Genomic DNA, 14852 nt, shown 5'->3' on the forward strand with positions numbered 1-14852 from the left:
TTGATGGTTTTACAGTGATGCACACTTGGCCTCGATATCGGCCTCGCAGGCCTTCATGGCCTGAAGCGTCCGCTCCAGCAGTTCCGGCAGCTCCCAACCCAGCGCTTCCGCCCCCTGGGCGATGGTCTGGCGGGAACAGCCGGCGGCAAATTTTTTGTCCTTATATTTCTTCTTCAGGCTGGAGAGTTCCATATCCTGTACGCTTTTGGAGGGGCGCATGAGGGCGGCGGCCCCGATGAGGCCGGTGAGCTCGTCCACAGCGAAAAGGACCTGTTCCATTGGGTGCTCCGGCTTGGCATCCGCCCCGGTCATGCCCCAGCCGTGGCTGACGACGGCGTGGATCAGCGCGGCGTCCGCGCCGCGAGCCTCCAACAGTTCCCGGACCTTGACGCAATGCGCGTCGGGCCACTGTTCAAAATCCAGGTCGTGAAGCAGGCCGACCTGACGCCAAAACTCCGCCTGTTCTCCATAGCCCAGCGCATCGGCAAACCAGCCCATTACGGCCTCGACCGTCAGGGCGTGGCGGAGATGAAACGGCTCCTGGTTGTATTCCTTCAGCAGGTCCCAGGCCTGCTCGTGGGTAAACTGCATGAAAATCGGCTCCTTTGCTTCCGTTTTGTATCATGATACCATAACAGCCGCCCTCCTGTAAAGCCCTTGCGGCGGAGCGGGGCCTGTGTTAGAATGCAGGAAGGAGACCGGGAGGGGGGCGCCCGTTTTCCTTCCCGGTCCATGGGATCAGGAGACTGTCCGGAGAAGACCGGGCGGCATTTGAACAGGAGGCATTCGATATGAACTATGAGATCGTCGGCGAGCCCATGCCCGTGGTGATCTGCCATCTGGCGGGGGGAGAATCTATGATTACGGAGCGCGGTTCCATGGTATGGATGAGCCCCAATCAGCAGATGCAGACCTCGGCGGGCGGGCTGGGCAAGGCTTTTGGGCGCATGTTCTCCGGGGAGTCGATCTTTTTGAATACTTATACTGCCCAGGGGGACGGCATGATCGCCTTCGGCTCCAGTTTTCCCGGCTCGATCCGGGCGGTGGAGATCACTCCGGAGCACCCTGTGGTCGTGCAGAAGAGCGGTTTTTTGGCCGCAGAGCCGGGGGTGGAGCTTTCGGTTTTTTTCCAGAAAAAGCTGGGCGCCGGCTTCTTCGGCGGCGAGGGCTTCATCATGCAGAAACTTTCAGGCCGTGGCACGGCCTTTCTGGAGGTAGACGGATACGCGGTGGAGTACGAGCTCCGGGCCGGTCAGCAGATGGTGGTGGATACCGGAAACCTGGCCATGATGGACGCCGCCTGTTCCATTGAGATCCAGTCTGTCAAGGGGGTAAAGAACGCGCTGTTCGGCGGCGAGGGCCTGTTCAACACCGTGGTCACCGGGCCGGGACGCATCGTTTTGCAGACCATGCCGGTCAGCGGCGTGGCGGCCGCGCTGGCGCCGTTCTTCCCGTCGGGCAACTGATGTGTATACGCTCATGAGCCTCCCGTTGGCGGCGGATGTACTGGAGGAGTACGCGGCGGAATTGCCCGCGGCGGTCGCAGCCTGCGGCTGTGACGGCCTGGAGGGCGTATGGGGCGGCGTGGAGCCGCCCTGGAGCATTCCGGAAGGACTGCGCTTCGGGTATCATCTGACCTTTTATCCGGACTGGCTGGACTTCTGGCGGGGGGACCGGGCGGCGCTGATGCGGAAATTCGGCTCTGAGCCGGTCTGGAGGGCGTTTTACGGCGGGGCGGAGGGGGAGCAGACTCTGCTGGACCTTTATCGGGCGGATTTGAAGCGGGCGTTGGCGTGGGGGGCGCGGTATGTGGTCTTCCATGTGTCCGACGTATCCATCGAGGAGGGATATACCTACCGCTGGGAACACAGCCACGCGGCGGTGATCGACGCGGCGGCGGAGCTTGCCAACCGGCTGCTGGACGGCCGGGACTGGCCTTTTCAGTTCCTGGTGGAAAACCAGTGGTGGCCCGGCTTCACCTTCACAGACCCGGCCCTGACCGGTAGCCTGCTGGAGAAGATCCACTTTGCGCGCAAAGGGATCCTGTTGGATACGGGACACCTGATGAACACGGACCGGAACCTGCGTACCCAGGCGGAGGGGGCGGCCTATATCCACCGTATGCTGGACGCCCACGGAACGCTGTGCCGGTATATCAAGGGCGTCCATCTGCATCAGTCCCTCAGCGGTCCCTATGTCCGTGCCCACACAGGCGCGCTGCCGCCTCTGCCGGAGGACTATCTGGAGCGGTTTGCGGCCAGCTACCGCCATATTTTGAATATTGATACCCACCGGCCCTGGACCGATGGGGCGGTTCGGGGACTGGTGGAACGAATCGCACCGGACTATCTGGTCCATGAGCTCTGCGCCCATGACCGCGCAAGCCGGGCCGCGGCGGTCCGGCGGCAGAACCTTGCGCTGGGAAGCTGATGGGAAACGGAGGGGTTTGCCAACGGAGCGTTTTCTGTTATAATACGGAGGAAGAAACGACCTGCCTTGCGGTTTGGAGGATACATGCGGCATCCGGCCTGACAGGTACAGGAGGGGAGGAAGCGTCTTGAATCAGCTGCAAATCGAATATTTTCTGGCGGTGGCCCGCAACCGGAGCTTTACGCGTACGGCCCAGGAGCTCTATGTGACGCAGCCTGCCATCAGCCGGCAGATTTCCTCCCTGGAGGCCGAACTCGGCTTTACCCTGTTTGACCGTACCAGCAAAAAGACCAGCCTGACGGCGGCGGGGATCTTGTTTTATAATTATTTCACCCGCTGCCGGGAGGCGTTCTCCGCTACGGTGGAGCAGGCGCGCCAGGCCAACAATGCCCAGGCTGGAGTGGTGGCGGTGGGGTGTCCCTCCGGCTGGGACGTATCCGGCTTTTTTCCGGAACTCATTCAGCGCTTTCGATCCTCCTACCCCAATGTGGGCCTGACTATGGAGAGCCGGGATTTCCTGGCGCTGATCGAGGCCCTCAAGGCAGAACGGTTGGATGTGGTCATGACCATCGACCATGCCGCGGAGAAGAACCCGGCCCTGGCGGTGCAGCGGCTGACGGAAATCCCGCGCATCATCCTCTACTCCGCACGCAGCCCCCAGGCGGCGCTGGCCAGCCCCAAACCGGCGGATTTTCGGGACGAGACCTTTGTGGTGGTAGTGGACGACGACGCCAACCGAACCTGCGCGCTGGTGCGGGAGTATTGCGCGCAATACGGCTTCATCCCAAAGCTCCAGATCGTTCCGACCATCGAGTCCATGGTCCTGTGGGTGCAAAACGGCATGGGGGTGGCCGTCATGGACGGCTGGGCGCGCGAGGTGACCAATGACGCGTTCCGGTATATCACGCTGGACTCCAGCCATGAGGTGATCCTGGTCTGGCGTAAGGCGACCCAGAACCCGGCGGTCCCCCTGCTGGTCAACGAACTGACCCGTCTGGCCCAATTCCGGGTGTCCGGCGCATCCTGAGGCGGCCTTAAAAACGGCGGCCCCTGCAGACCGCGTAAGGCGACAAGCCGCCAACGGCGGTCCGTTTTGAGCTTTCGCAGGCGCACATGCCATCGAAGAAGGCGTTATTTTCGGCACACTGAGGCAGCCCCGGCGGTTCGATACCGCCGGGGCTGCCTTTTGTGATGCGAGCCGGGACTGTACCTGCAGTTGGGCCTGCGGGGGCCAGCGGACGGACCTGCAGGCCCGCTGCAGCGCTGCGTCCTGGCACAGGACTAACCGCAGTGGACAAGTAAGCAAGAAATATGCCAGCTTTGGTTAAAATATATAAAAAAGATACTTGCAAACAAAGGGCGACTGTGATATTATATGTCCAAAAGATAGAATGTACGTACATTAAAGCGCTTGGACGAAGGGGGCACGACTATGGATGGGGACTATATCCTGGGGATTGACCAGGGCTCGACCGGTTCGAAGGTCATCGTGGTGGACCGGAACGGAGCGGTGGTGTGCAGCGCCTATCGAAAGATCAACAGCTACTATCCCCACGAGGGCTGGCTGGAGCACGATCCGGAAGAGATTTGGGCTTCGGTCCGGGATGGGCTGTTGGAGGCGGCGGCAGCATTTGATTTTGCACAGATCCGTGCGATCGGCATCACCAATCAGCGTGAAACCACCATCCTCTGGGAGCGGGCGACCGGAAGGGCGCTGACGCCCGCCATCAGCTGGCAATGTGTGCGCAGCGGGGAGATCGTAAAGCGGTGGGAGCCGTTTGCCGACGAGATCTCGGAAAAAAGCGGCCTGATGAACAACGCCTACTATTCCGCCAGCAAAATCGCCTGGGCGCTGGAACAGGACCCCGGCCTGCGTGCGCGGGCGGAACGGGGAGAGATCTGTTTCGGCAATATCAACACCTGGATTTTGTGGAAGCTGACCGGAGGACGGGAGCATCTGACGGATTCGGCCAACGCGGGACGGACCCTCCTGTTTGACGTACGCAAAAACCAGTGGGACGACGCTCTCATGGAAAAAATGGGGATCCCGCCACAGATGCTGCCCGAAGTGCGGCCCTGTGACGCCCGCTTCGGCCTTGCGGTAGAGCCGCGGGAAGCGTTCCAAAAACCGCTGCCGGTCATGGCCTCAATCGGGGACCAGATGAGCGCCCTGTTTGGACAGACGTGTTTCCGGCGGGGGGAGGCCAAGTGCACCATCGGCACCTGTCTCAATCTGGTGACCTATACGGGCCGCTACGAACCGCCGGCCAACGGCATTCTTCCCGCTATCGCGGCAAACCGGTCCGGAGAGCTGACGTATGAGCTGGAGGGCGGCGTTTATGTAGCAGGCTCCATCAATGAATGGCTCACCGATCAGTTGGGGATCGCGGACAGTCCCAAAGAAATCGATGCGCTGGCCATGCAGGTGGAGGATTCGGGCGGGGTCTATTTTGTGCCCGCGTTTCAGGGACTGGGCGCTCCCCATTGGAATTCGGGAGCCAGGGCTTTGATCATCGGCCTGTCCAGGTTCCATGATAAGCGCCATATCTGCCGGGCGGCAATCGAGTCCATTGCTCTGCAGACCAACGATGTGATGGATACGCTGAAACAGCGTTTCGGACTGAAAATCCACACGCTGCGCGTGGATGGCGGTGTGGCCAAAAGTGATTTTGTCCTGCAGAGCTTCGCGGATATCCTGGGCTGCCGGATCGAGCGGCCCGCCAACACCGATCGAACGCCCATGGGGGCGGTATATCTGGCGGGGTTGGCGTCCGGGCTGTGGCAGGATAAGGAACAGATTCGGAGCTTGTGGGTATTGGATCGAGCCTTCGAGCCGGATATTGACCCGGCGGCGCGGGAGAAATTGCTTGCAGGCTGGAGGGAAGCGGTCAAGCGGTCGCTCGACTGGGTCAGATAATAGAAGAGGAGGTTCATCGTGAGTTCGGAAAAAGCGTGCCTGGAGTTTCAAAATATCGGTATGGAGTTTCCGGGCGTAAAAGCCCTGAGCGACGTATCCTTTTCGATCGGCCAGGGAGAGATCCATGCACTGATGGGAGCCAACGGCGCCGGAAAGTCCACACTGATCAAGATTCTGGCTCGGGTCTACCAACAGACCTCCGGCGATATCCTGCTCCATGGACAGAGCCTGTCCAAGTCTACGGCAGGCAATATCCGTGATTATGGGATCGACTTTATTTTCCAGGAGCTGGAGCTGGTACCCGGTTTTACTGTGGCGCAGAATATCATGATCGGGATCGAGCCCCGCAGCAAAGCCGGCCTGATCGACTGGACAAGGATGACCAGCGAGGCGCAGAAGGCGCTGGATGGGTTCATGCCCGGCGTTGTGGACGCCTCAGCCCAGATTTCCGAGCTGTCCGTGGCCAAACAGCAGATCGTCTGTATCGTCCGTGCCCTGTACCGCAACCCCAAGATACTGGTTCTGGATGAGCCGACCAGCCGCCTGAGCGCCTCCGAGACCGATGCGCTTTTCGACGCCATCCGGCGGTGCAAGGCGGAGCGGGAGATCACGATCATCTACATATCCCATCGGCTGGAGGAGCTGTTCAAAATTTGTGACCATGTCACGATACTGCGGGACGGCGTCTACACCGGCACCTGGCCGCTGGGAGAAATCACACAGGAAGAACTCGTCTATAAAATGGTGGGCGTGGTACAGGGAAGCGGGGAGCATCGGCCGATGGACCCCGCGCTGGAAGGCAAGGAGCCTGTGCTGAAGGTAGAGCATCTCAGCGTGCGCGGACTGATCGAAGACGTGTCCTTTGCGGTAAGGCCGGGAGAGATCCTGGCGCTTACCGGAGCGGTCGGTTCCCGCAAGACGGAGATCATCGAGGCCATCATGGGCATACGGGGGACGGATGCGGGGACCGTCACCCTCGATGGAAAGGAGATCCGGCTTACCGGCCCCCGGTCGGCCAAAAGGCATGGGATCTGCCTGATCCCGGAAGACCGGCGGAGAAACGGGATCGTCCCGGATTTTACCGTGCGGGAGAACACGACGATCGCCTTTCTGCGCAGATTCACCGGAAGGCTGGGCCTGATCCGGCAGAAGCGGGAGCGGGCGTCCGTAGAGGAGTTCTGCGCCAAGCTTCAGGTAAAAACGCCCGGGACCGAGGTCCCCGTCAAAACGCTCTCCGGCGGAAACATCCAAAAGGTAGTCGTGGCCAAATGGCTGGTAGGGGACTCCGGCATCTATTTCTTCGATGAACCCACGGTTGGGATCGACGTACGGGGCAAAAGTGAGATCTACGCCCTGATCCATGAACTCGCGGGTCAGGGAAAGGCCGTCGTGGTGGCGTCATCCGAAATCGACGAGGCGATTTCCATCAGCGACCGTATGGTGATCCTTTTCAATGGACGGGTCGTATCGCGGCAGGTGTCCTGTCAGGCCAACCGGGAGGAGATCGTATACCTGACGATGGGGGGACGGGAGCATGGATAAAAAGAGAGCGGACAGGACCGGCATGACGCTGGCAAAGTTCTTTGATGTGTGGGGCTCGCTGCTTACCTTTGCGGTCCTGATCGCCGTGTTTTGCCTGCTGTCGGGCAGCTTCCGGACGGGGACCAATCTGATCAATATTCTTACACAGAGTGCGCCGACGCTGATTATCGCCCTGGGCGTGACCTTCGTCAACATGAGCGGTGAGAGCGATCTCTCGCTGGGCGGTATCGTGGGGCTTTCCGCCTCCCTGTTCTGCGGCTTTATTGCAAACGGCAGCAGTCCGCTGCTGGCGGCGGCGGTCAGCATCGGCGCGGGGGCGCTGTTCGGACTGCTCAACGGGATTTTGGTGGCCTGCGCGGGACTGAGCTCCTTTATTACGACCATCTCGATTATGTTCCTGACCCAGGGTCTGGAGTATGCGTACTGCGGCGGCAGCAGCCTGTGGGTACGGGATCACCCGGTGGTCAAGGTGGTCACCGCCTCGGTGGGGCCGGTGCCGGTGATGGTGATTCTGACCCTGGTGCTCTTCGCGGCGGTCTACCTGGTGATGCATCAAACCAAGCTGGGGCTGCACATCCAGGCGGTCGGGCTGTCCCAGGACGCGGCAAAGTTTGCGGGGATCTCGGTCAAGCGGATCAAACTGGTCATGTTTGTGCTGGCGGGGGTGTTCTACGCACTGGGCGGGATGCTCAACGCGCTGCGCTCCAGCGGTTCGATCATCTATTCCGGGCAACGGCTGCTGCTGCCGGTACTGGCCGTGACGTACATCGCCAAAACGATCTTGGGGACGAAGCGGGCCAATATCCCCGGTATTCTGGTGGGGGCTTTGATGCTCACCTCCATTTCCACGGCGTTCACGCTGCTCAGCATGGAGTTTTACTATACGCTCATCGCGCAGGGCATCGTACTGCTGTTTGCCGCCATCCTCTCGGTCAGCAACCGCAGCGTGATGCTTCAGGAAGACTTGAGATAGGGGGGAGCGGGATGAAAACAGACCTGATAAAAGGACGGCTGGGCCGGTTGAAGCAGCTTGGCACCCTGCTGATCTACCTGGCCATGGTACTGATCTTCACGCTGCTCAAGCCCAATTACCTGACTCTGACCAACTTTCGCTCCATCCTGATCCAGGCCGCCATGCTGGGGATTATCTCCAGCGGAATGACGCTAGTGATGATGACGGGCGGCGTGGATATGTCGGTGGGTGCGGTGGCCGGCGTATCGACACTGGCGGGCATGTGGCCTGTAGTGTTCGATGAGCTGCCTCTGGCGGTAGGGATTCTGATCGCTCTTGGAATCGCTCTGGCCTTCGGGCTGATCAACGGCATCTGCATCTCCCGCCTGGGCATCGCGCCCTTCGTGGCCACGCTGGGCACAATGTTCCTGGCCCAGGGGCTCCAGTATTTATTTAGTGAGGGGGGCATGTCCATCTCCTATGGGTTTCCCGCGACCTATAAGTTCCTGGGTTCCGGCAGTCTGGGACCGTTCCCCATGCCGCTGGTCCTCTTCCTGGTGCTCCTGGCGGCACTGGTTCTGGCGACCGAATATGCCCCGGCGGGCCGCTATCTGAGGGGTACCGGACTCAACCAATTTGCCAGTGAGCTCTCCGGCGTAAAGATCCGTTCCTTTACGCTGCTGTCCTATGTGCTGTGCAGCTTGCTGGCCGCGGTGCTGGGGCTGGTATTGGGCGCCTCCCAGGCATATGTGTCCCCGGATCACGGCTCCTCGTTCCTGATGGATTCCCTGCTGGTCGTTTTGCTGGGCAAAACGCTGGTAGGGGGAAGAATATCTATTTACGCGACCGCATTCGGCGCCCTCTTTCTGCGCTCTTTTGAGACCGGCCTGTCCATGATCGGCATCCCGGTTACAGCCCTCAATGTGTGCAAGGGGACGCTGCTGGTCATCATCCTCCTGTTGGCGCTGGTCCGGCAAAAGCGCAGAGGAGGCAGTTGAGATGGCCGGGCGGTATATCGCCACCATCGACTGCGGCTCGTCCAATGTGCGCTGCATCCTGTTTGATATGCAGACCGGCCGGCAGATCGGCGTGGCGTCCCGCGACTGGTACGTGCCTCAGAACAGTACGATCCCCGGGGCCTATGACTTTGATTCCAGACTTAATTGGCCCCTGGTGTGCGAATGCACCCGGAAAGCGCTGGCGTCGGTAGACCCTGCCGATGTGGTGGCAGTGACCGCCTCCGGGTTTCGCCATGGGATATTCTGTATGGACCAGAGCGGCCAGGAAGTGCTTTACGGCTGCTTCAATATGGATAGCCGCATGGACGGCGAGGAACTGCGGGAAGCCGGTCTGGAACGGGAGGTGTTCGACCGGGCAGGGGATTGGCCCACCCTGCACGGCCTGCCCCGGCTGATGTGGATCAAGCGTCACGATCCCAAGGCGTTTGACCGGATGGGAAAATTTATGCTGGTCTCGGATTGGGTGGTTTATCGGCTGTGCGGCGAGATCGCTGTGGAGCCGGGAAACGCCTCCTCCACGCTCCTGTTGGATCTGCATACCCGCCAGTGGTCGGAGGAGCTGATGCAGCGCTGCGGCCTTCCGAAGGAGATCTTCCCGCCAGTGGTGGATGCTGGAACGGTGCTTGGACGGGTAGGGGCGGCGGTGGCCGAGCAGACCGGGTTTGCGCCTGGTACGCTGGTAACGGCGGGCGTGGCCGATACCCAGGCCGGCCTGGTGGGCGTTGGCGCGATGGGGGTGGGGACCTCGGCGATCGTAGGGGGGACCTACTGGCTGGACTGCCACATCGCGGATGAGGCGCATACCGACCCGGAGTACCGGACCCGCCTGAGCTGCCACTCGGAACGGGGCGAGTGGATCTATGAGGGCGTTGGCTTTTATGTGGGACTCACCGTTCGCTGGTTCCGCGACGTGTTCGGCGCCTACGAGAAGGAGACCGCACGGGCCTGCGGACTGGATCCCTACTATCTGCTGGACCGGCTCACCCTGGATGTACCGGCCGGAAGCTATGGCCTGCAGGTCTTGTTTTCCGATGTGGCCAACCAACAAAACTGGCGGATGTGCGCCCCCACCTTCCTGGGGTGGGACATCCTGGATCCCGCAAAGAGCCATCGGGGCGTATTTTTCAAGGCCATCCTGGAAAACGCCTGCTATCAGGCCTTTGGAGAGTATGCAAACGTGGGGCGGATCACCGGACGGACGGACCTGCCGCGGCAGCTCGTACTCTCGGGCGGAGCGGCCCACAGCCCGGTATGGTGTCAAATTCTCAGCGACGTGCTGGGAAAGCCCGTGATCACGCCAGTGGAAAAGGAGGGAACGGCGATCGGCGCGGCGATTTACGCCGCCGTGGGGGCGGGGCTCTACCACAGCACGGACGAAGCGGTGAAGGCGCTGGTACGGCAGGAGCGCGTCTACGAACCGGATCTTGGAAACCACGCCGTCTATCTGGAGGAATACGCCCGGTGGCGGGCGCTGTATGAGAACGGACTGGACCTGCTGGAGCGCGGGCTGGTCAAAAGTATGTGGCAGCCGCCCCTTACACGGAGCGAAACGCAGAAGGCCAACCCATGGAAGCTGCGCTGAGCGCCCTGGGCCCTGGTTGAAGGAGGGGGAGACTTTCCGACGCAAGCCCGGCAGCAGTTGCGTGAAATGAGCGCGCTTCTGAAAAAGAGCGTTTTCACGGCAGGGGAGGAGCCAGGCCGGCGCACTCGTTTCGGATCATCCCCGCCCGGCGGTGCCGGGCGGGGGAAGCAAGATGTGAGGCTGTGCGGTCCAGCGGCAAAAAGCGCCTTCCATCGCCGCGGACCTGTTAAAAGACGCAGTCCGGTCCCAGGATTGAAACAAGCTCTAATTTTAAAATAAGGAGATCAGACTTATGAGATCGAATGAGGAATTTGCCCGCTACATTGACGCGACCCTGCTGAAGCCAAACGTGACGCAGGAGGATATGCGCCAGCACCTGGAAGCGGCACGGCGGTTCCACTTCAAAACGGTGGCCATCGGCTGTGCCTGGATCCCCTATGCCAAGGAGCTGCTGGCGGAAAGCGACGTGGGGATCGACGCGCCGATCGGCTTTCCAAACGGCTATTCTACAACGGAGTCCAAGGTCTTTGAGACCATCGACGCCTTTGCAAAGGGCGCCACGGAGGCGGATATCCTGATCAACATCGGCTGGCTGCGCAGCGGACGGTATGCCGAGCTGGAAGATGAGCTCAAGCGCTTCGTGGCCGCCGCCGGCGGAAAGGTGACGAAAGTAATTCTGGAGAACTATTACCTTACGGACGAGCAGAAGCGGGAAGGAGTGCGCATCGTCAAGCGGGCGGGCGCGGACTTCGTAAAGACCTCTACCGGCTTTGCCGCCGCCGGCGCGACGCTGGACGATGTCAGGCTCATGGTGCAGGAGGCGGGGGATTCCCTGCAGGTCAAAGCATCCGGCGGTATCCGTACCCGGGAGTTTGCCGAGCAGCTTCTGGATATCGGGGCCACGCGTTTGGGCGCGAGCAATCCGCATTTGCTGATGGTGTAAACAATTTTTGTTGCGTTGAAATGTACATACATTCAAACGAATAAACATAATTATGAACGGAGGTAAAAATGTGAAGAAACTGTCCATCGGCGCGCTGCCCGTCTACCGGGCCGCGGCGCCCAACGTGCGGGACAACCTGATCCTGGTGGACGCCCAGGAAGGGGCGCAGAATCTCTCTGTGGGGATCGGCGTGTACAACAAAGAACAGGCATCCGAGTTCCATACCCATGCGGGGGAGGAAGAGGTAATGATCTACCTCAAGGGACAGGGAATCATGCGCATGGAAGACGGCAGCGAGGTGGAGCTTCAGCGGGGCGACATCACCTATGTCCCGGCCGGAGAAGCGCATAAGCTCCTCAACACGGGGGAAGGGGAATTCGTTTTCCTGTTTATCTATTCCCCCATGGGGCCGGAAAAGAACATCCGCAAATGGGAGACCGTCGAGGGACTCAGCCTCACGCTGGACGATCTGGTCGGGTAAGCCAGCAACCATCGTTGGAAGAAAATACATACGGATTGAAAGGAGAACAGAAATGAAACTGAAACGGCATTTTGCACTGGCAATCGCGCTTATCCTGATGCTCGGCCTGTTCGCAGGCTGCGGAGGAGACACGGCCAATTCCGCCCCATCCGCCGCACCTTCCGCGCCAGCCTCGGACGAGACGCCCTCCGCCGCGCCGGATAGCAGCGCCTCCACCAGCGGAGCGGGGCTGAAGATCGCCCTGTCCTCCCAGCATCTGACCAACGATTTTAACCGCGGCATCCTGGCCGGCGTAGAGGCCAAGGCCGCCGAGCTGGGCGCTGAGCTGATCACTGCAAATGCCCAGGGCGACTCCAACAAGCAGGTATCCGATATCGAAAACTTCCTCACCATGGATGTGGACGCCGTGATCATCGGCGGCGGAGAGGGCCCCGCGTTTGCGCCTGTCATGCAGAAGATGGCCGAACTTGGCATTCCCTGTATTACGGTGGATATCACCTCTGAATACTCCACCTGCAACCTGACCAGCGACAACTTCAACGGAGGCGAGCAGCTGGCGCTGTATGTGACCAACAAACTGGGCGGAAAGGGCAATATTCTGGCGCTGGATACGCCGGGTTGGCACTCGCTGGAGATCCGCCTGCGCATGCTGGATGCGGTCATCATGGACTACCCGGATCTGAATGTGGTGCAGACCATCTCCATCGGTACACAGGATGCGGTAAACAACTACTACAAAGAAGTCAAATCCTACCTGCAGGGCAACAGTGATATCGACGCCATCTACTGCTCCTGGGGCCTGGCGGCCGTCGGCGCCTCCCAGGCTGTGCGGGAACTGGGGCTCCAGGACCAGATATTCGTTGTGTGCACCGATGCCGACCAGGTCGTGCTGGAGGAAATGCGGCAGGAGGACTCTCCGCTGACCGCGGTAGTGGGCCAGTACCCCGACCGGCTTGGTTCCGGGGCGGTGGAGATGGCCGTCAGTGCTGCGAACGGGAACCAGGTGCCCGGCGAGGCATATGCCCCCATCATTCTGATCGAGAAGACCGATCCCAACGCATGGTTCTCCGCGCCCGCCATTATGACGGTTGAGGACGCCTGGACCACGCTGTACCCTGAGGCCTGAGGCAAACGGACCCATACCCGCTCCTGTCCCGCCGGACGGGAGCGGGTATTTTTGAAAGGAGCACTATGGACTATCGGGAAGAATTGCTGCGTACCCCTCAGATCCTGGAGCGGGTCATGGAGGAAAAGCAGGAAGCCGCGCTGACCCGCGCCCCGCTTCTGGTCTTCTGCGGCTGCGGGACCTCCTTTTATCTCTGCAGTCAAATGGCAGGCCTTTGCGGCGTTCAGGGAAGACGGGCGTTGGCGGTAGAGGCTGCAGAGCTGTTGGAGGATGGAATCCGGATCAGGGAGCAGGGGGCGTTTTTTTTATTTCTCTCCCGCAGCGGGGCTTCCAGGGAGACCGTGCTGGCTCAGCGTGCGGCGCAGGAAGCGGGCTTTTCGACCTTTTACCTGGGGTGTACGGCGGGTTCGCCGCTGGATCTGGCTTGCGGCAGCTCCAGAGTGATCCCGTTTGCGCGGGAAGCGCTGGTGCTGGAGAGCTATTCCTCCACGGCGCAGCTTTTATGCCTGGCGCTCTGCTGCGGCCTGAAGGTATCCCCCCGCACGCCCGACCTGGCGCGGGCCGCGCTCGAACAGGCGGAAGCGATCTACCGCAGCGCGCTGACGGGGATGGAGATCCGCCGCATGATCTGTCTGGGCGCGCCCTTTTACCTGCCGCTTTTAAAGGAATTGATGCTGAAAAACGGGGAGATCACTCAGAAATTCAGCGAGGTTTGGGGGCTGCTGGAATTCCGTCACGGACCCCGCTCCTGGGCGGACCGGGACTGTCTGGTCACAGCGGTGCCGGGAGTACGGACCCTGGCCTATGACCGCCGCGTCGCGGAAGAACTGGTGTCTTATGGCTGCCGGGTGCTCTGGTGCGGGCCGGAGCCGCCCGCCGGGACGCTGGCGGTAAAGCTGGAAGCGGCGGTTCGCAGTGTGGAGGAATGTTTGGCGCTCTTGACCTTCCAGACCGGCCTGGCGGCGGAGATCGGGCGGGCCTGCGGCGTGGATGCCGACCATTTGCGCCATGTGGTCGATAGTGTGGGGGAATTATGATGGAACAGATGCTGGCTTTGGTAACGGGCGGCGCCCGCAGTATTGGCCGGGCCTGCTGTGAAGCGCTGCTGAAGGATGGCTATCGCGTGGTTTTCTTCGATGTGGACGACGTCAGCGCGGCGGAGTTTCTTCGGGTGTTTGCGGGAGGGCGGCTGTACTACCGCCACTGCGACGTATCCAGCTTTACCGCGGTGGAGGAACATTGCCGCGCGGTGCGGGAACAGTTCGGGACGGTGACGGTTCTGGTCAATAACGCGGGCATTCAGACCCACTGCCGCTTTGACGCACTGACGGAGGAACTCTGGGACGAGACGCTGGCGATTAATTTGAAGAGCGCGTTTTGTACCTGCAAATGTCTGGTGCCCGGCATGGTGGCACAGGGATACGGCAGGATCGTCAATATCGCCAGTATGAGCGCCCGGCGCGGCTCACGCAGGCATGTACACTACTGTGCTTCCAAGGCGGGGCTGCTTGGATTTACCCGGGCGCTGTCGCAGGAGATCGCAGAAAACGGCGTGACGGTGAATGCGGTCTGTCCTGGGATCGTGGAAAGCGATATGATCCGGGAGACGCTGCAGGAAAAGCGGGAGATCTGGCTCAAGGAAATGCACGTCAAGCGTCTGGGCACGCCGGCCGACATTGCGCGTGCGGTAAGCTTTCTGGCCGACCGGGCGTCCGGATGGATCACAGGCCAGGCGTTTGAGATCAACGGAGGCATCCTGACGCCATAAGTACGAACATATGTAAGGGATAATTTTAGGTTGATATTTTTCTCCAAATATTATAAAATAACAATAGACTGTTACTGTACCCATCGTGGTTC

At 60.6% G+C, this 14852-nt stretch carries 14 protein-coding genes; 13 read left to right on the top strand and 1 reads right to left on the bottom strand.

Going from position 1 to position 14852, the window contains the following annotated elements; all coding sequences use genetic code 11:
• Nucleotides 1–9: 9 nt before the first annotated feature.
• Complete coding sequence (locus NE547_RS07780; protein WP_186906385.1) at nucleotides 10–591, bottom strand: hydrolase; 582 nt, start codon at nucleotides 589–591, stop codon at nucleotides 10–12.
• A gap of 200 nt (nucleotides 592–791) precedes the next feature.
• On the opposite strand from NE547_RS07780, the gene NE547_RS07785 reads away from it, so the two are divergent.
• The 13 genes from NE547_RS07785 (at nucleotide 792) to NE547_RS07845 (ending at nucleotide 14760) form a co-directional block, all read left to right on the top strand.
• A complete protein-coding gene (locus tag NE547_RS07785; protein WP_256175238.1) occupies nucleotides 792–1466 on the top strand; it encodes a TIGR00266 family protein in 675 nt (224 codons plus the stop codon).
• A 13-nt stretch (nucleotides 1467–1479) separates the two neighbouring features.
• Nucleotides 1480–2430: a TIM barrel protein gene (locus tag NE547_RS07790; RefSeq protein WP_186906387.1), complete on the top strand. Its 951-nt coding sequence runs from the start codon at nucleotides 1480–1482 to the stop codon at nucleotides 2428–2430.
• Between the two features lie 127 nt (nucleotides 2431–2557).
• Nucleotides 2558–3457 (top strand): LysR family transcriptional regulator, encoded by a 900-nt coding sequence (locus NE547_RS07795; RefSeq protein ID WP_256175239.1) that lies wholly within the window; start codon nucleotides 2558–2560, stop codon nucleotides 3455–3457.
• A gap of 405 nt (nucleotides 3458–3862) precedes the next feature.
• Nucleotides 3863–5347 carry a glycerol kinase GlpK gene (locus NE547_RS07800; RefSeq protein WP_256175241.1) on the top strand — a complete coding sequence of 495 codons (1485 nt, stop codon included), beginning with the start codon at nucleotides 3863–3865 and terminating at the stop codon, nucleotides 5345–5347.
• 18 nt (nucleotides 5348–5365) lie between these two features.
• Nucleotides 5366–6889, top strand: a complete 1524-nt coding sequence (locus tag NE547_RS07805; RefSeq protein WP_186906390.1) for a sugar ABC transporter ATP-binding protein — start codon at nucleotides 5366–5368, stop codon at nucleotides 6887–6889.
• Nucleotides 6882–7862: an ABC transporter permease gene (locus tag NE547_RS07810; protein ID WP_186906391.1), complete on the top strand. Its 981-nt coding sequence runs from the start codon at nucleotides 6882–6884 to the stop codon at nucleotides 7860–7862. Before NE547_RS07805 ends, NE547_RS07810 begins: the two co-directional genes overlap by 8 nt.
• An 11-nt stretch (nucleotides 7863–7873) precedes the next feature.
• Nucleotides 7874–8839, top strand: coding sequence for an ABC transporter permease (locus tag NE547_RS07815; protein ID WP_186906392.1), 966 nt, complete (start codon nucleotides 7874–7876; stop codon nucleotides 8837–8839).
• Nucleotide 8840: 1 nt separating this feature from the next.
• On the top strand, nucleotides 8841–10442 hold the full coding sequence (locus tag NE547_RS07820) for an FGGY family carbohydrate kinase (RefSeq protein ID WP_186906393.1): 1602 nt from the start codon (nucleotides 8841–8843) through the stop codon (nucleotides 10440–10442).
• A 292-nt stretch (nucleotides 10443–10734) separates the two neighbouring features.
• Entirely contained in the window at nucleotides 10735–11385 is a 651-nt protein-coding gene (gene deoC, locus NE547_RS07825) for a deoxyribose-phosphate aldolase (protein ID WP_186906394.1), read from the top strand.
• Between the two features lie 70 nt (nucleotides 11386–11455).
• Nucleotides 11456–11866, top strand: a complete 411-nt coding sequence (locus NE547_RS07830; RefSeq protein WP_186906395.1) for a cupin domain-containing protein — start codon at nucleotides 11456–11458, stop codon at nucleotides 11864–11866.
• Nucleotides 11867–11918: 52 nt separating this feature from the next.
• Nucleotides 11919–12992, top strand: coding sequence for a sugar ABC transporter substrate-binding protein (locus NE547_RS07835; protein WP_186906396.1), 1074 nt, complete (start codon nucleotides 11919–11921; stop codon nucleotides 12990–12992).
• Between the two features lie 65 nt (nucleotides 12993–13057).
• Nucleotides 13058–14029 carry an SIS domain-containing protein gene (locus tag NE547_RS07840; RefSeq protein ID WP_186906397.1) on the top strand — a complete coding sequence of 324 codons (972 nt, stop codon included), beginning with the start codon at nucleotides 13058–13060 and terminating at the stop codon, nucleotides 14027–14029.
• Complete coding sequence (locus NE547_RS07845) at nucleotides 14029–14760, top strand: SDR family NAD(P)-dependent oxidoreductase (protein WP_186906398.1); 732 nt, start codon at nucleotides 14029–14031, stop codon at nucleotides 14758–14760. Before NE547_RS07840 ends, NE547_RS07845 begins: the two co-directional genes overlap by 1 nt.
• Nucleotides 14761–14852: the final 92 nt, after the last annotated feature.

It is taken from the genome of Flavonifractor sp. DFI.6.63, assembly GCF_024462255.1.
Lineage (GTDB): Bacteria > Bacillota > Clostridia > Oscillospirales > Oscillospiraceae > Lawsonibacter_A > Lawsonibacter_A hominis.

Coding starts and splice junctions, on each gene's coding strand:
- NE547_RS07780 (WP_186906385.1), bottom strand. CDS start 591: ATGCAGTTTACCCACGAGCAGGCCTGGGACCTGCTGAAGGAATACAAC.
- NE547_RS07785 (WP_256175238.1), top strand. CDS start 792: ATGAACTATGAGATCGTCGGCGAGCCCATGCCCGTGGTGATCTGCCAT.
- NE547_RS07790 (WP_186906387.1), top strand. CDS start 1,480: ATGAGCCTCCCGTTGGCGGCGGATGTACTGGAGGAGTACGCGGCGGAA.
- NE547_RS07800 (WP_256175241.1), top strand. CDS start 3,863: ATGGATGGGGACTATATCCTGGGGATTGACCAGGGCTCGACCGGTTCG.
- NE547_RS07810 (WP_186906391.1), top strand. CDS start 6,882: ATGGATAAAAAGAGAGCGGACAGGACCGGCATGACGCTGGCAAAGTTC.
- NE547_RS07815 (WP_186906392.1), top strand. CDS start 7,874: ATGAAAACAGACCTGATAAAAGGACGGCTGGGCCGGTTGAAGCAGCTT.
- NE547_RS07820 (WP_186906393.1), top strand. CDS start 8,841: ATGGCCGGGCGGTATATCGCCACCATCGACTGCGGCTCGTCCAATGTG.
- deoC (WP_186906394.1), top strand. CDS start 10,735: ATGAGATCGAATGAGGAATTTGCCCGCTACATTGACGCGACCCTGCTG.
- NE547_RS07835 (WP_186906396.1), top strand. CDS start 11,919: ATGAAACTGAAACGGCATTTTGCACTGGCAATCGCGCTTATCCTGATG.
- NE547_RS07840 (WP_186906397.1), top strand. CDS start 13,058: ATGGACTATCGGGAAGAATTGCTGCGTACCCCTCAGATCCTGGAGCGG.
- NE547_RS07845 (WP_186906398.1), top strand. CDS start 14,029: ATGGAACAGATGCTGGCTTTGGTAACGGGCGGCGCCCGCAGTATTGGC.